This is a genomic window from Leisingera sp. ABM4_103 (assembly GCF_056158685.1).
In genome coordinates this window covers 67879-83804 of the sequence record NZ_JBSWTU010000006.1, presented here as the reverse complement: position 1 = coordinate 83804, position 15926 = coordinate 67879, and the positions used below count along the sequence as shown (strand labels likewise).

The following is a 15926-nucleotide window of genomic DNA, read 5'->3' as shown; positions in this document are numbered from 1 at the left end:
GTCACTTCACTCCCCGGATGGTGGTTTCCACTGCAAGCAAGGCGCGGGCGGCGGATTTTTTGGCTGGAGGCTCCTGCGGGTGTTCCGGCCGGTTGGGTGTTTTCCTGTCCGGCTGGGCGCGGCCGACGGCGGGATGAGCGCGCACTGAGAGGGGCAGGGAAGGGCTGACGGTTTCGGCCGCAGGCTTTTCTGTTACTTGCGCCGGATCCTCTGGCGCAGCCTCTTTCGCTGGCGCGGCGGCTGCAGTCTCCTGGTCAGCCTGTGCCGGCGCGGTGCCGGGGTAGGGGAGTGCGGCAGTTTCGCGGGCCTTGGCAGTGCCGTTGCCTGCGAAGCCTGCATAAGGGTCTGGCGGAGCAATCTCTTTCACATCGTGGCCGCGTACCCGGGCTGTGGCAAAATGCTGCCAGTACCAGTCCCGTTCCGAGATCTTGGCGGGTTCCTCAATTCCCACCGCGCCTTCGGGGCGCACGCGGTCCAAGAACCGAAAAAACTCAGCTTTCTGTTCTTCGGGTTTCAGGGCCGCGAACCCCTCTTCAGCAGTTTCGCCCTCCTCGATTTCCACATTCAAGGCGGCAACCTGCATTCCTCCCGCATCGAAGCCATTACCCTTGTATGGGACGAACTTCTCTGCAGTGGCCGTGGTCGGCACAGGTTCAAAACGCACTCTGGCGGTCGGGGCGTCATAGGCCGGGCGAAAGTAGGCCACGAACTGCGGCAATGACTGGATTTCCGCCGGGGTGACGATGGCGCGCTGAGTACGGCGGCCGACAATGCCCACGCCGTCGCGGGTGTCATGCGCGCCGAGGGTGATGTTTTCCTGCTGCTCGATCACATCCTCCTCACCAAGAGAGCGGGAGGAGCGCTGCGCGGTGTTGTAATCCGGAGTGTTGAACACAACCCGGTTGTTCAGAACGCCGGAAATCGTCTCTGCCGCCTTGTCGCCGTAGATGTCTTCCAGCTGGGAAAACACCTGATAGGCGACGACGAAGGCTCCGCCGAACTGACGGATCTCCGCAAGGCTCTTGGGAAGGAAGGGCATCTTGTTGAGGGTCGGCACCTCATCCAGGAAGAACCAGACCTTGGGGTCGCGGCTTTCCTCGGTTGTCATAAGCGCGTTGGCCGCCACCTCAAAGACAGTCGAGATGATGTTGCGCGTCGCGGCCGACTTTTCCGCGTCCCCGGTCAGGAACACGAAGCCGGGCCGGTCATTCACAACCCAATCGCGGATCGAGAAGGGTTCGGCATCATCGCGCAGGTATTCCAGGAACCGCAGCTCAGTGATCATGTTGGCGCGGATCGAGCCGGAGGTTTTCGCAACATGCTCCCCGAAGAAATGAGCACCCGGTGTCGAGGCCACCAGCTTGCCCAGCTCCTCGGAAGGGATGTTCATGATAGCCTTGCGCAGATCTGCGTTGGTGGTCTTTCCGGCCTTTGCGAGCTCGCGGGCGGTGTACTGGAAGACCAGCCGGGCGGATTGGGTCCAGAAACTGTCCATGGAGCCTTGCTGATCCGGGATCATCACCTCCGCGATCTGCGCGAAGCCTTCCAGTGAAGCCACCTCATTGAAAGGCGACCAGCCCACGGAGCGTTCATCGAAGGGGTTGAGGATGATGTCCTGTTCCGGGTCGTAGTGGTCGCGCAGCAGGCCGCCCATCTTGTCATAGATGATGGCCCTGCCGTCAGCGGCCCGGATGGTGTTCAGCAGCTCGTGCATGAGGTTCGACTTACCGGTGCCGACGGTGCCGGTGATGCCGATCTGCGCCTCTACGGCATTGGGCGGAAACTCGATCCCGGCCAGCGTGTAGCGGGGGCCTTTCTTGGTGCCCTTTCCAAAGCGCTTCTCGTATTCGCGCCACTTCCGCTTGGACCAGGCTTTCAGTTCCTTGGCTGTGACCAGGCGTGCACCCCGGATATGTTCTTCCTCTTTCAGCGACCGGCCGACCATGGCGAAGACCGCGAAGGTGAAGGCGAACGCCGCGGCGGCGGGCAGCAGGGAGAAATAGAGGTAGCGCCAGGCATTGGCAGTGTAGAGGTTGTAGGTCGCGCGCATGCCGCGGTCTGCATAGATCTGTCCAGCAGTACGCTTCACGCGCCTGCCGCCGAGATCCACATAGTTGAGTTCGCGGAGTTCGGTGCCCCGCTGTTCAACGTTGAATTCCGCGATCCAGTAGATGCCGGTGAGGCGCACCTTATCCATTTCGTAGTTCTGAGCGACCAGGACCAGAAACGTGATGGTGAACGCTGCAGCAGCTACCGAGGTGCTGTACTTGAACACCTGAGTTGCCATGCGGGTCCAGTGTTGTGTCGTCTGGCCGCCTCTGACAAGCTGGGTATGTCCTTTGTTGCGCATGACGAATCCCTCGTTCCTTTTGCAACGCGAGCAGTCCGACAACAGCTCGGGACACCCGCGGCACTTCGCTAGTTGTTGTTTCCAAACGGCAATAGCCGGGGTGCCGCGGCCCGGATGTCTCCTGGGTCGCGCTATTTTCATTCACTGAGAAAATCGCTGTGGTCAGCTGGGCGGATAGTAGGGGCTGGCTGGACTGAACCTCACGCCGTCTTCCTCGAAGAAACCAAGACTGCCGGCCACCCACGCCCGATGAAACTCAGAACGCGCAGTCAGCCTGCGCAGGCAGCGAGGCATGATCCATCCGCCATATCCAGCCAGGTAGAACCATTGGCAGATGGTGTTCATGCCGTCTTCCTTTTTGTTCTTTTGAGTGTTTCGTCGTTTTCAAAAAGCCCGATTGCGCTAAAAAAGTCTGCCTGCCTGACCTGAATTCGCCCTGCTATGCGTGCGGCTGGCTGATGCAGTATTACCGGCCGACAGCGGTCTCCACGCCTTTGGCCAGCGCCGGTTCCCAGCTTTGCGCAGGGGCGAATCCCTTGTTCCTTTCATTGTCTCAGATGCGCGAAAAACACCCGCGGGTCCGGCACCGCGGGATCTTGCCCGTTGCAGGCGAAATTCAGAATGTTCGTGATACCTGGGAAACTCGGCGCATGCCTGGACATGCACACGCCCATGCGCCGCGCAGACTTTTCCGGCGGGGAGGTTGCGGCACCAATTTGGTGCTTATTTTCAGCGTCAGTTGCAGGAATCCGCGGCCGCGCCGCGCCGTGGCTAGCTTTCCGCCTCTGTTCTGTTTTCGCCGGTTGTACTGAGTTCAGCCTTGCCGTCAGGGCCGACCATCCAGGTAGAGATGGTTTGATCCTCCGGGTTGAAGACCAGCATTGAACCGTCACCGTATTCCAAGTGATGCTTTTTGAGGATACCGGGCCAGAGGTTGATCTGGCGTTCCTCAACAAAGCCGCTCGGTCTGGCATTGGACGGGACCAGAACGTGCTCCTGGCCGTCCACAATGTAGATACAATTGTACGCCGGAGCACCGCTGTTCACCCCTGGTTTTACCAGGTCATACCGAACTTGAAAAACCTGTCCCGCTTTCTTCCAGCTGCAAACGCCAGCGATCGTGACCAAGGATTTGTAACGTTCTATCGGCATGTGTCGTCCCCTGTTGGCGACGACTTCCTAGCAAGATGATTGTTTGACGAGAAGCCATGGCATCCCGTATTCGATGTGTGACACGAATATCAAATTCGTGTCAATGGCGGATATTGATGCGGTGTTGTTATTCGAGCGAAGCGGAGTCCGCGTTGGTCGTTGTCCTTGTTCAACTTAGGTCCGGCTCCATTTGGTTGGGGTGGATTCCGGCAGGGGCAGGATCGTATCAAAAGGGATTGCGACCTTCGCTGCATCCAGCACGAACTGGAAAAGAGCCGGACAAAGCCGCCTCGAGCAATTGCCGCTATTGCTGACGCAGAATGCTTTCGCTCGCCCGGTGAGACAGCAATGGCGACGCAGAGAACGTCACCGAAACCGTCATTCGTAAGGTTTGATCGCGACCTCTAGCCATCACGGCCAGATCAAGTAGACGTAAGCAACATAACCCGCCAGAAGGGTCGCCCCTTCCCATCGGGCGATACGCAAACCAGTCCATGCAAACCCGACTAGCAGAACCGAAACTCCGATCATCACTAGGTTGTCGAGGTTCACGATTTCCGCCGGGACTGTCCCTGGCGCCATCATTGCGGTAAAGCCGCCGATGCCCAGAATGTTGTAGATGTTCGAGCCCACGATATTGCCAAAGGCGACGTCGCCCTGCCGCCTGATCGCCGCCAAAACTGAGGTGACGAACTCCGGCAGCGACGTTCCCACGGCAACGACTGTCAGACCGATGACCGTTTCTGAGATGCCGAAGGATTGTGCGAGCGTGACTGCGCCGTCCACGAGGAAGGTACCACCCAGAACGACGAGGATCAGACCTCCTATCGTGCTGAGCAACGGAACGAGGATCGAACCAGTTGCTTCTGCCATGGGTGCGGTGCCTGGGTCCGCGGTTTGAAGAGCTTGGCTCTTGTCATAGACCGCGCCGTGATCTGCGGCCACCCGGGCCTGGCGTTCCTGACGAAACGCGATATAGATGTAGACAGCAAGCGCTGCAACGAAGACCGCACCGAGCCAACGCTCCATTGGCATGATGGCTGCGAGGGATGCAAAGGCGACGACGACCGCTATCATGACCATGCCATCGCGCTTCAACGCTGCGGAAGTCACCACGATTGGAAAAAGGATGGCCGAGGCACCAACGATCAGCAGGATGTTGGCGATGTTGGACCCGACGATGTTACCATAAGCGATACCGGGGGCGTCGTTCAGCGCCGCCTGAACGGATGTCACGAGTTCCGGTGTCGACGTCCCGAACCCCACAAGCGTCAACCCGATCACCAGGGGTGAGACACCTAGCTTTGAGGCCACCTGAACAGCCCCGCGCACAAGCAGGTCGCCGCCCACGACAAGCAGTACGAGGCCGCCAAGGAGCGGAAGCCAGATATCGAACATGCAGAAAGCCCTTCCGAATTATAGCGCGTCCTCAATACCCCGGACGGTCTATCTCAATTTAATTTCCGGCGACAGGACGTCGCCGGAAATCAATTTTGTATGAACTGAGTATCAATCAGTTGCAGGTGCTGCCTGTTCGGCAACAGGAGGTGCCGTCTCGACCTCGCCCATGCCGATCCAGTCAAACCCATAGCCGATGGCTGCAATCACCAGTATCGTGGCCACTGCGGCTCCACCCCAGACCCACCAGTTGGTCTGTTTGGGCGCGTGCGTGTTTATCGCCATTTTTTAGGCCTTCCGGACTTTTAAGGAGGGGCTGAGCAGGTTACTCAGCCGGCTCCTCGATCATCCCGGCCTCAAGAGCCGCGGCAAGTTCGGTTTCATCGACGAGACTGTCATCGCTCGTGTCGATCTCGCCAAACGCAACTTCAGTCAGGTCGGGATATTTCACCGTCATTTCGGCAAACGAAACGAGGCTGTCACCATCGGAATCGACATCCGCAACCGTGATTGCAAATGCCGGAGCCGCGAACATTGCCACCAGAATGGCACCAATTGCTGCACGACGCATGTTTGATTTCTCCTATCAAAAGACCCAGGGAGATGATCCTCCCAGGCACAACTGAAATCAGCACGCACATCCTGGCTTTCAAGTCCTGACATAACCAGACCGATAAATTTTATTTTCCAACTCAAGCATTTGTTTTTAAATATTTTACTGCAGAATTCGGCGCTTCCGCTCTTCTGTTCTCGCTTGCATGCGCGTCAAGCCGCCCATGGGCTTCGCACAGTTTCCGGTCAGGAAATTCTCGGACCGCACCCGAACGCCCTACGTCATTTGGTTTTGAAATCCAGGGTGCGTCTCAACCATTTTGGAAGAAGCTGGCAACCGTGTCTGCACACCTCGAACCAATCTCCCAGTCCCCTGTCGGCGTTGTTGCTCGTGATCTCGCTTCAAAGGGTTTCATTTGCCAATGACGGCCATACGCCAGCCCCGCATCTTGAGAATACTTCGATGACAGCAAAACCGCCCAGAAGGACGATGCCGGTGACGAAAGCCGTTGAAAAGAGCGTCAGGGTGACGCTGGCGGCGAACCAGTAACCGTCCCGCTCACTCAGACCGAGGGCAAGCATGACAATCGACAGGGTGGACATGCCGTTGGCAAAGGGGATTGAAAGCAACAGGAACAAAGCGAGGATACGTACCGATCTTTTCCAGAAACACAAACAGAAGCAGAAAATTGGATGACACCCGAAGCCCAACAGGAGGCACAGAGCCTTACGTCGTCGTGGCTGTCTTTTGGACAAGGAGTTTGTCAACGCGGCGACCGTCCATGTCGACAACCTCTAGGCTCCAGCTGCCCAACCGAATGCTCTGTCCAACTTGCGGCAACTCGGCCATCTGGTTTACCACGAGCCCGGCGACAGTCGCAATGTCCAGATCGTCATCCAGTTCGATCCCAATTCGCGCGGCGAATTCATCGACTGGCATCCAACCTGCAACTAGAAGCGATCCGTCCTCACGCTCAACCACTTTTGGTTCGTCGGTCTCGGTTTCGTCAAAACCACCAGCAATAGCGCCGAGAATGTCCATTGGCGTGATGATCCCTTCGAAGTGACCATACTCGTCAAACACCAGCAGCATATGAGCCGGTGCCGACTTGAGCCGTTCGATGACTTCGGTCGCGCGCAGGGTGTCCTGGACGATTGGGGCTAGCCGCACCAATGCCCGAGAATTGAAGTTTGGCCCGGGTGTTTGCAGCATGTCCCGGCTGTGAAGAATGCCAACGATGTCGTCCGGCCCGCCATCGCGAAGCGGGAGGCGCGACCGGCCCGACTCAAGAAAGCGCGCAAGGATCAGGTCCCGACCCTCTGATGCTTCGGCTACCTTGACTTCATGACGTGGTGTCATCAGACCCCGCGCAGTACGATCTGCGATGCGCATCACACCCGCGATCATAACTGTCTCCGCCTTTTCGATGACACCAGCCCCCTCGGCTTCGGCGATAAGCAAGTGGATTTCTTCGTCGCTCACACCCGTTTCGCGGCGCCCGGTCTGGCCTAGCAAAGAGAGGACTGATTTTCCGGACCGGTCGAGCAGCCAGACGAGCGGCAGTGCCACGCGTGACAGGAGCCGCAAGGCAGGGGCAATGCGCGATGCCACCGCCTCGGGATTGGCAAGCGCGATCTGTTTCGGAACGAGTTCACCCACGATCAGGGACAGGTAAGTGATCACCACGACAACGGTTCCCACGCCAATCGCGTCGGCAAAGCGTATTGGTACGCCGAGGTCCGGCAGCATACCGGCGAGGCGCACCCCCAGCGTGGCCCCCGAAAAGGCGCCCGACAGAACGCCAACCGTGGTGATGCCGATCTGAACAGTTGAAAGAAAACGTCCCGGTTCTTCGGCCAGCGATAGCGCCGCACGGGCACCGCCATCGCCGCGCTCGGCACGCGTGCGCAGCCGCGCTGGTCGGGACGAGACCACTGCAAGTTCTGACATCGCGAGCATGCCGTTCAGCACGATCAGGGACAACACGATGGCAAGTTCAATCAACATCAGGAGTTCCCAATCCGACCGGGCTGCGAGCAACGCAGCCAGCAGAAACAAAACCGCCAGCCAGATATCTTCAAGATCGACCCTCAATAGCCCCGAATGGCCAGGAGCGTGACGGCCGACTGTCGAAAAGTATAAGATGCCGAAGCTAAGCGGCGGCCCAGGATAGCATGCAGCGGGTACGAGAAAATCAGGTCGTGTTCGCCGATAATCAAGTGGTGGAATAAATTCGCACTGCGTCGAACGAGAGCCAGCCGGGACAAGCAAAACCAGATTTAAGAATTCAGACGGCGCGCTTCATTGAACCGCGCCGTCGCGTCGTTTACTGTTTCTGGTCAACCGGACTGCAGAATACGCGTTATCCGGCAGTTAAACAGAGAATTGCTTGGCTTGTTCGCGTCAGCTGCTTCGGGGGCAACAGCTCGCTTTTCGCAGCGGCGTCCAAGTCGTCGTAAGACATGCCATTCTCGTGTTCGATATTCGTCTTGCGCTAGTGCTTGATGCTGCCAGCTGTCACCTGACTGTCTTTTTGGCCGGGCTTGGAGCCCGCCATTGGCTTCGGCTTCGGTTTTGATTTGGGATCAGCCATCGCTGTTCACTCCATATACGGAACGATAAGTCGCTCCGTAGCTACAATCTCGCTCTGATCCAGTGGCGTGTAAATGGTGCTTCGATCTATTGGGGCACTTCGACTGCCAGTCATGGGCGCGATCTTGCCTAATCCGTCGACATCGCCAGATGCCTATTCCATGGGGCTTTCGCGGCAGCAACGGTCGCTGAGTTCCAGAGCCGCAAAGAAAGCCAATCCGCCCTTCCTTGGAGCCATGATCATTGCCTCGCAATTGACCACTGCTCGGGTTCCGATCTGGAACGATCTCCGACAAGGACCGCCTCTGCGGTCGGGCAATATCCAGAGAGAAGTTTTTTTCTCACGTCCCTATGCCTGGGACAGCTGACCAGGAGCCGGGTTCGGATATTTGTTACGTTCGCCGAGTGTTCGCTGACCGGTCAGCGCTAGCCCGGATGGCTGGTGCTGTCCGCTAGGAACACTCTCCTGCCGAAGTAGTCGCTATGGGTGCATCCTGTTCATCCGCTTTGCCGCGGGTGTCACCATTGCGGCGCTCGAAGATCCGTTCGGCCCCGCCGCCAGAGAGGGCACGATGCCCAACTTGCCGACCCTTCTGAATATTCGGGCGACTTGTTTAGCCTCCATGTTCTAGGCAGCAGGTCACTCCTTCAATTGGGCGGCAAATTCTCTCGGTCTCAAGTTTGCGAGCTAAAAGAATTCGACTCGTTTTAGTTCTGGTCGTCCTTCCACGCGTTGATCCGGGTAAATCCGGATCGGGTATGGGTCCTTGCAGCAGCATTGCCATTGGTTTGCAGATGTTTAAGGCGCCCAGACTATCAAAATGATTGTATGTCAGATAACCTCAAGTCAAAGCAGTTTCCTGCTGCATGACTACCTGCCAGAGCGATGCTTCCAACGAGCGTCAGCATCCTCACATTCCTAAAACAGGTTTTTCTTTTTTAAGCTCTTTTCTTTCTCGAAGTCTTGCCCCATTTGAGCTCTGTCCAACATGCGCTTCAGCGGGCGAGAACGCGGCATGCGCATTCGGATCACTGGACAGACGGAATACCTTCACGCCGCAGTGTTTCAACTGTCTCGCGTGGTTGTTTCATGACACACGATACCCTGCCAGCCTTCCGCAAGGCTGTTTTTCTAACCACAACTGCCTGCCTTTTGCTTTCCCCTTTGTCTGTGCTGGCTCAGTCCCGGGGGACCGCCTCCAAGCTGGACGAGAACGGTTCCTTTGCCGTCATTGTAGAGGAGGTGATGCCCGCAACGGTCATGATCAAGGCGGTTGGCACACATCTAGGCGGAAAGAGCAGCTTTGCCGGCCGGGACCAGGAAGATCAACCGCAGTCTTCACTTGGAATAACCAGCTCAACGGCAAGCGGGTTTATCATCGATCCGGCTGGACTGATTGTTACTAACACGCATGTGATTGCTGGTGCTGAAGCCGTTTCGGTAATCCTGCAAGATGGACGTACATTTGGCGGCAGCGTCATCGGCCAAGACGAACATACCGATGTTGCGCTCATAAAAATAGATGCCGGGCAAGACCTGCCGGCGGCCAGTTGGGGCGACCCCCGAACGTTGAAACCTGGGCACAAAATTGTCGTACTAGGTAATCCGTTTGGACTGGGCCTGTCGGCAACGGAAGGGATTATTGCCGGACTGGACAGGGATCTATTGACCAGCCCGTACGACCGGTTCATTCAGATCGACGCCTCGGTAGTCAGTGGCGATTCCGGCGGACCGCTAGTTGATTCCGGCGGCCTGGTGGTTGGTATGAATACCGCCATGCTGTCCTGGTGCGAAGGCTGCACCGGTATGGGTTTTGCCGTGCCGGCCGATTTGGCAGCCAATGTTGTCGAGCAACTTCTGGAACATGGCCGCGTGCCGCGCGGCTTCATCGGCGCGCAAACGCAGCCTCTTACGCCTGAAATCGCATCAGCTTTGGACGCTGCGGGACTGGCAGGCGAAGTCGTAACCAGAATTGAGCGGGGATCGCCTGCGGAGGTGGCCGGCCTGCAGCTTGGAGACATTGTGCTGGCGGTTAATGATACGCCTCTTAAAGCAGGAAAGGAATTGCTGGAGCTTGTGTCCCATTTGCCGGAAGGCGGCGCCGTACTGCTCTCCCTATGGCGGAATGGGACGGCGCTTGATCTCAGTGTAGCGATCACCGAGGCACCAGGCAGCCCGGCAAGACCGGACACCTCCAGCGAAACGGAATTCAGTCTTTTCGGCCTCGGCATTGCAGCTGAACCGCTAAACAATGACGTCCGTAACGAACTTGCTATTCCGCCCGACGAGAACGGGTGGCTTCTGGTCTGGATTGCCAGAGCGGAAGCTCCCTTCCCCCTTACCGCAGGGGACGTAATAACCCATTTGGACGGGATGCCGGTGTCTGACTTAGCGTCTCTGACCGCTGCAACCGATAACCTGGCAACGAAAGAAAAGGACGCCGCTCTTGCTCGGATCTGGCGGAACGGATCCGCGATGTTTGTGATGTTGCCCGCGTTTCCAGAAACTTGATAAGACGATCCCAGGGCCGCAGTAGAGCGGCCCAAACTTCTGTTTTTTCAAGCGCTTGGTATTAAGGAAGCTGTATCTGGGCAGGCTTGGATCGCCCAAACAGTGCCACGGTAGGTATCCTTACCGGAAAGCGGAGACATTTGCGGAGTTCTCACGGCTTTGCGGAAATAGGTCGGTTTGAACAGCGCGGCTTACTGCAACCCCGATGCATAGCTGCGAAGGCCTGACGCCTCTTTTTCAGCCGTCAGAAGGCGGTAGCGTATGACGTCAAGTATGCTGATGGCGAACACGCCGCTCACGCCTCGCCCAGCAAGCTCTCTACGTGAACCATCCAAAATGCGACTGGCCGCATAGGCCTTGTAATTGGTAGGGAAGCTGGTTCCCAACCCTTCCACAACAGCGGAAAGGCTCGGCTAAATGGCATTGCCAAAGCCAGGTTTATTGTGTGTGCAGTAACCGACGCCAATCTCCTCAGAAAACTGCCAGCGACATCCATTTTCGCCTTCCGCCCAGGGGTCGGAAAATTCTGGCAGCTGTGCAGTTAACTGTATGTATATAGTGAAAAATATTTTTTCAGGCGCCCATCTTGAATTCGAGCTTTCTCGGGAGCATTTCTGGTTCAGGCAGACCAGCGTGGACTGCCATTTCTCTGATGGAGAGAAAGATGAGTAGAGTAGCCATTGGTGCTCTTCTCGCGACCTTTGTAGCCTTCTCGGCTCATGCCATGAGCGTAGAGATCGATACAGACGGGGACGGAAAAGCATCCCTCGCTGAACTTCAAGCGGTCTTCCCCGAACTCGCCGAAGATCTGTTTCTGGAAATCGACACAAACGCTGACGGTTTTGTGGACGGTGAGGAAATGCTGATTGCGGTTGAGACCGAGATGATCCCTGACACCGAAACGGATCTGTAGCGTCTTTCTGTGGAGATCGTGAGATGCAGACGCATATCGAGTTTCGTTGGATTTACGCTTCTCTTGGCCTCTGGCTGATCGTCTCACCTTTCCTGCTCTTTGGCGGACAAGCGTCGCTCATGAACGCGAGGGTAGTTGAAACTGGTCTCATGATGCTGAGCGGCTTGGCGGCGCTCTGGGTGGCGTGTTTACGCCTTCCGAAAGTGCGCCTGTTTCAGGCCATGGCGGGATTGATCCTGGGTATTTTGATGATTCTGGCACCAGAGGTGATCCGTATCGCCGAAAGCGCTGTGACCGTGTGGAGCGTACGCTTGATCGGTTCGATCTTCGTGCTGTGCGCATTGGTCGAAGTTTATGATCATTGGACGGCCCACAGGTTCCTCTGACACAACATGGCAGAGCGGTTGCTGCCCTGCTCCCTTCATCCCTCATACCTCGATAGGTACCGCTATGACGATCAAGCAACTTTTGAAGCAACCGCAGGTAAGGCTGCGGTCCATTCCGCCAGGCGCGACGGTTGCGGATGCCATCACCATGCTGGCCGCCGACGATACGTCCGCCCTTCTCGTGACAGGTGACGGAAAGTTGACCGACGGCATTCTGTCAAGCAGCGATATCGTCAAGTACCTTGATGACAAGAAAACGGTGCCGGCTAGCCTTCTTGTGCTGGATGTGATGACCAAGGACGTCATCAGCTGCGACGTGAAAGAGAACGTCCAGCGCCTGGAACAGCTCATGACCCAGAACAATGTGCGGCACATTCCGATCACAGACAACGGCGTCCCCATCGCTCTGGTTAGCATTATCGACGTAACCCGCCATCGTCTGTCACTGGCCGAGGGTGAGATGTCTCAGATGCGCGAATTTGTCAGCGGGTCCGTCTGACGCATCAGGCCCACCGACAAAAAAGACCGGAATGAACGGGCCATTCATCCCGGAGAGAACCCAAGTAACACCGAAAGGAACGACCATGACCAAAGAGAAACACGGCAGACGCGGCAACAAAGAAGCCAAGAAGCCGAAACAGAACAAGGCAAAAGTGACTGCAACGGCGGGAACACCCGCGAATAAACCCGGCGTGGAGATCGGCGGCAAGAAGTTCAAGTAGCTCGACACGGGCGCGAACCCTAAGTGTGTCACCGGTATCGTACCGGTTTGGCGGGCGGCAACAGCCGCCCGCTTTTGCATTTAGATATCGATACCCTCCTCGATGGAGAGCGCATTTTCCAACTCGACACCGAGGTAGCGCACGGTGCTGTCGATCTTGGTGTGACCGAGCAGCAGCTGTACGGCGCAGATTGCCGGTTTTAACAGGCTCGCTGATACTTCGATGCTGGTCGGTGAGCTTCGACCGGCCGCAGCGGGCGCGGTTTTTGTTCAAAGCCGCGAAATCACTTGGGCTGGGCGGGGGTGCAGACGAGGCTTCGCAAAACGCAGGCTGAAAACAATTGTGCAAGTTATTCAGTCCTGGGAGTGCTTCGGTCGCTCCTGCGCCGGGCCAGCATGTTCAACCCTTCGACAAAGGCTGCAAATGCCATGGCTGCATAGATATAGCCCTTGGGTACATGTCGCCCGAAACCGTCGGCGATCAGAACCATACCGATCATCAACAGGAACGCCAAAGCCAGCATGATGACTGTCGGATTGTCGCAGACAAATCGAGAGACCGGTTCTGCAGCAAGGAACATGACTCCAACGGCTATGATCACTGCCGCGAACATGATCGGAAGATGAGAGGTCATGCCGACGGCCGTCAGAATGCTGTCGATCGAAAAGACAACATCGAGCGCAATGATCTGAACAATAACCGCAGCAAATCCTGCCGTTGCACGTTTGGCCGCAAAGACGGTTGGGGCGGGCTCAGGTTGAACCTTATGCTGAATTTCGGTGGTTGCTTTCCAGACCAGGAAAAGTCCTCCGGCAATCAGAATCAAGTCGCGCCAGGAAAACGCAGTCTCAAACGTTGGCTCGCCATGCACGCCAGGCGGACCCTGCAACCCGAGGTCAAACACGGCATCCGTCAGACCCACGACCCAGGATATTGTCGCTAGCAGAACAAGCCTGAGACCAAGCGCCAAGCCAATCCCGATGCGCCTTGCCATCGGTTGCTGGTTTTCCGGCAATTTGTTTGTGATGATCGAAATGAAGATGAGATTGTCGATCCCCAGAACGATTTCCAGCGTGACAAGCGCCATGAATGCGGCCCAGACCTCCGGCGAAGTGATCAGATCGACAAGCATTGCTTCCTCCGGTAATTGGTAGATGGTCTCATCTTAGTTTAGGTTTCTGAAAACACACATAGAAATGCGGTTCGCGCGAAGGGGTGCTAAGCGTAATGTCTCCCAGCCAAATCTTGCCTTTGAAGCCTGGTCCCAATGGTCGCGCCCAGACGGGTACCAAGGTTTGGCATCGGCTCACATCTGAAATCACGGGCTTTGACATTGAGTTGTTTGATGAAACCGGTCTTGACGCCCTTACAACTGGTGCCATGACAGCGGAAGAGACGCGGCCAAGATGCACTCCTCATGGTGATGGAGCTCTGCTAATCCTTCGTGGCGTTAACTCAGAACACGGCGCAGCGCCTGAAGACATGGTTTCAGCGCGAATCTGGCTGGATGGCTCCAAAGTCGTGACGTTCCAGTACCGCAGTTTGGACGTCATCGATGCCTTGGTGCGCGAGGTTGAAGATGGAAATGGGCCCGACACGCCGGGCAATTTCATCGTGGTGCTTGCTGATCGACTGACCGACCGGATGGAAGAAATCATCGACGGGATAGACACCGAACTGGACAGCCTTGAGGACGCCCAATCTTCGACCGCTGTTCCGGAACTCCGCAAAACAATTGCCGACATGAGGCGCAAGATCGTGCGTTTAAGGCGATTTATAGCGCCTCAACGGGATGCCTTGGACGTGTTGATCGCAGAGACCTTCGACTGGCAATCCGACCTTCAGAACAGGCGATTGAAAGACATTGTCGATCGCATTACTCGTCTCGTGGAGCAACTCGACGCGATGCACCTTAGGGCCTCGATCCTCCAGGACTTTATTGCGGTTCGCGTTGCCGAACGGTTGAATGGCACCATGGTGCTGTTGTCGGTGGTAGCCGGTGTCTTTCTCCCGCTGAGCTTCTTGACCGGACTTTTGGGTATGAATGTTGCGGGAATTCCCGGCGCCTCCAGCCCCACAGCATTTGTGGTGATTTCATTGGCTCTGGTAGCGGTAGGTATCGCAACATTCGCCACCCTTTGGAGATTGCGACGGGTGTAGATGTCGGCCTTCGAGGTTACAGCCCGATAAAGTCGCCAATTTACATCAATCAGCAATTTTATCCCAAGTGACTACGCCTAATTGAACTTGTCGTGGAGTTGCACGCGAAAGATTCCGAAATCAGGTGCTACGAGTTGGTCACTTCGTCAATCAGGTTACCGGCTGCAATCGCCTCGGCCATTTCTTCGTCGTCCACAAAGCCGTCGGCGTTTGCGTCGATCTCCGCGAACAGCTTTTTGGTCAGTCCGGGATAGATTGCCTGAAGTTCTGCAAAGGAGGCTTTTCCGTCTCCATCGCCATCAATTCCGGGACTCATTGCTTGGACCGAAAAGGCTGCGAAGGTCGCGAGAAGAGCGCCAGCTGCTACTCTACTCATTTGAATCTCCATCAGAGAAGCGGCGATTCAATGCGTCTCGCCTAGCGCTGAAACTGGGTGCGAACCGTGGAGCATTCAAGAGGCTGCGGGGAAAAATTAGACAAATTAATTCAATATCTTAAAGCTTCTGTCGAGCTATTGGAACCGAACCCTTAGCCGTCAGCCCAAAAGAAAGAACAGCACCGCTTTGATCAGCGCATAGCTAAGCGATACTGCATAGAGCAGTGCGGCTGCGCCCGCCGCCACGCCGAAGATCGCCCACAGCCCATCCCTTTCGAGCACCCCCAGCGCAATCAGGCAAATGGCAAGGGCCGGCAGCAGGTTCCCGAATGGAATGGGCAGGGCGAGCATTACGGCCATCAGCAGGCAATAGGCTCCAAGCGGCTTTTCAGCAGCGTGGCTGACCATCCAGGACACCCTCGGACGCAGCAGGCGCTCAGCCCGCCTGATAAATGGATCGGAGCGCCGGACCAGACCGGCAAACTTCTCCATCGGCATCCCCCTCCCAGCAATGACCGCGGGAAGCCAGGGGATGCGTCCCAGCAGCATCTGCGACGTCAGATACAAGAGCGGAAGGCCGAGCACCCCGGAAACGCCCGGAGGCGCAGGAAGCACGTTCGGAAAAGCAAACAGGAAGATCATCACTGCCCGGGCCCGGCCTTCCATGAGGTTCATCAGGTCGCCGACCGTGATATAGTCCCGTGTGCGGTCCCCGGCGATTGCGCGGAGAACCTCGGAAAGGCGCTTGTGGGCCGGCGCCTCACTGGCGGGCTGAATTTCCTGTGACTGCAGGCAGGGCATTTTTTTCTCTG

Annotated in this window: 17 protein-coding genes and 1 pseudogene; 6 read left to right on the top strand and 12 right to left on the bottom strand. The window is 56.8% G+C overall.

The window, feature by feature from the left end:
* Position 1 precedes the first annotated feature (1 nt).
* The 8 genes from ACXAED_RS21190 to ACXAED_RS21155 form a co-directional block, all read right to left on the bottom strand.
* Positions 2 to 2350 (bottom strand): type IV secretion system DNA-binding domain-containing protein, encoded by a 2349-nt coding sequence (locus tag ACXAED_RS21190; RefSeq protein WP_475053290.1) that lies wholly within the window; start codon positions 2348 to 2350, stop codon positions 2 to 4.
* A 162-nt stretch (positions 2351 to 2512) separates the two neighbouring features.
* Entirely contained in the window at positions 2513 to 2695 is a 183-nt protein-coding gene (locus ACXAED_RS21185) for a hypothetical protein (RefSeq protein ID WP_475053289.1), read from the bottom strand.
* 426 nt (positions 2696 to 3121) lie between these two features.
* Positions 3122 to 3502, bottom strand: coding sequence for a hypothetical protein (locus tag ACXAED_RS21180; protein ID WP_475053286.1), 381 nt, complete (start codon positions 3500 to 3502; stop codon positions 3122 to 3124).
* A gap of 411 nt (positions 3503 to 3913) precedes the next feature.
* Positions 3914 to 4900, bottom strand: coding sequence for a calcium/sodium antiporter (locus tag ACXAED_RS21175; protein WP_475053284.1), 987 nt, complete (start codon positions 4898 to 4900; stop codon positions 3914 to 3916).
* A 111-nt stretch (positions 4901 to 5011) separates the two neighbouring features.
* Positions 5012 to 5185, bottom strand: coding sequence for a hypothetical protein (locus ACXAED_RS21170; protein ID WP_475053282.1), 174 nt, complete (start codon positions 5183 to 5185; stop codon positions 5012 to 5014).
* Positions 5186 to 5225: 40 nt separating this feature from the next.
* A complete protein-coding gene (locus ACXAED_RS21165; protein ID WP_475053281.1) occupies positions 5226 to 5471 on the bottom strand; it encodes a hypothetical protein in 246 nt (81 codons plus the stop codon).
* A gap of 383 nt (positions 5472 to 5854) precedes the next feature.
* The gene (locus ACXAED_RS21160; protein ID WP_475053279.1) at positions 5855 to 6091 is read right to left on the bottom strand and encodes an exopolysaccharide biosynthesis protein; all 237 of its coding nucleotides are present in this window, start codon (positions 6089 to 6091) and stop codon (positions 5855 to 5857) included.
* Positions 6092 to 6179: 88 nt separating this feature from the next.
* Positions 6180 to 7460: a hemolysin family protein gene (locus ACXAED_RS21155; RefSeq protein ID WP_475053278.1), complete on the bottom strand. Its 1281-nt coding sequence runs from the start codon at positions 7458 to 7460 to the stop codon at positions 6180 to 6182.
* Positions 7461 to 9135: 1675 nt separating this feature from the next.
* Here ACXAED_RS21155 and ACXAED_RS21150 point away from each other — a divergent pair.
* The 5 genes from ACXAED_RS21150 to ACXAED_RS21130 all read left to right on the top strand — a co-directional run bounded on the left by ACXAED_RS21150 (position 9136) and on the right by ACXAED_RS21130 (position 12578).
* Positions 9136 to 10557 (top strand): trypsin-like peptidase domain-containing protein, encoded by a 1422-nt coding sequence (locus ACXAED_RS21150; protein ID WP_475053277.1) that lies wholly within the window; start codon positions 9136 to 9138, stop codon positions 10555 to 10557.
* A gap of 664 nt (positions 10558 to 11221) precedes the next feature.
* On the top strand, positions 11222 to 11470 hold the full coding sequence (locus ACXAED_RS21145; RefSeq protein ID WP_475053275.1) for an EF-hand domain-containing protein: 249 nt from the start codon (positions 11222 to 11224) through the stop codon (positions 11468 to 11470).
* Positions 11471 to 11493: 23 nt separating this feature from the next.
* Entirely contained in the window at positions 11494 to 11856 is a 363-nt protein-coding gene (locus ACXAED_RS21140) for a hypothetical protein (protein WP_475053273.1), read from the top strand.
* 64 nt (positions 11857 to 11920) lie between these two features.
* On the top strand, positions 11921 to 12355 hold the full coding sequence (locus tag ACXAED_RS21135; protein ID WP_475053272.1) for a CBS domain-containing protein: 435 nt from the start codon (positions 11921 to 11923) through the stop codon (positions 12353 to 12355).
* Between the two features lie 85 nt (positions 12356 to 12440).
* A complete protein-coding gene (locus tag ACXAED_RS21130) occupies positions 12441 to 12578 on the top strand; it encodes a hypothetical protein (RefSeq protein WP_475053269.1) in 138 nt (45 codons plus the stop codon).
* Positions 12579 to 12658: 80 nt separating this feature from the next.
* On the opposite strand, the pseudogene ACXAED_RS21125 reads toward ACXAED_RS21130, so the two are convergent.
* Both ACXAED_RS21125 and ACXAED_RS21120 read right to left on the bottom strand, forming a co-directional pair.
* Positions 12659 to 12779, bottom strand: a pseudogene (locus ACXAED_RS21125) (integrase); the annotation flags it as partial.
* Between the two features lie 148 nt (positions 12780 to 12927).
* On the bottom strand, positions 12928 to 13710 hold the full coding sequence (locus ACXAED_RS21120; RefSeq protein ID WP_475053267.1) for a TerC family protein: 783 nt from the start codon (positions 13708 to 13710) through the stop codon (positions 12928 to 12930).
* Between the two features lie 95 nt (positions 13711 to 13805).
* Between ACXAED_RS21120 and ACXAED_RS21115 the strand changes: the two genes are divergently transcribed.
* Positions 13806 to 14738, top strand: a complete 933-nt coding sequence (locus tag ACXAED_RS21115) for a zinc transporter ZntB (protein ID WP_475053266.1) — start codon at positions 13806 to 13808, stop codon at positions 14736 to 14738.
* A 127-nt stretch (positions 14739 to 14865) separates the two neighbouring features.
* Here the strand turns inward: ACXAED_RS21115 and ACXAED_RS21110 are convergent, their stop codons facing one another.
* Together ACXAED_RS21110 and ACXAED_RS21105 are read right to left on the bottom strand one after the other, a co-directional pair.
* Positions 14866 to 15114, bottom strand: coding sequence for an EF-hand domain-containing protein (locus tag ACXAED_RS21110; RefSeq protein ID WP_475053265.1), 249 nt, complete (start codon positions 15112 to 15114; stop codon positions 14866 to 14868).
* 159 nt (positions 15115 to 15273) lie between these two features.
* The gene (locus ACXAED_RS21105) at positions 15274 to 15915 is read right to left on the bottom strand and encodes an exopolysaccharide biosynthesis protein (protein WP_475053264.1); all 642 of its coding nucleotides are present in this window, start codon (positions 15913 to 15915) and stop codon (positions 15274 to 15276) included.
* Positions 15916 to 15926: the final 11 nt, after the last annotated feature.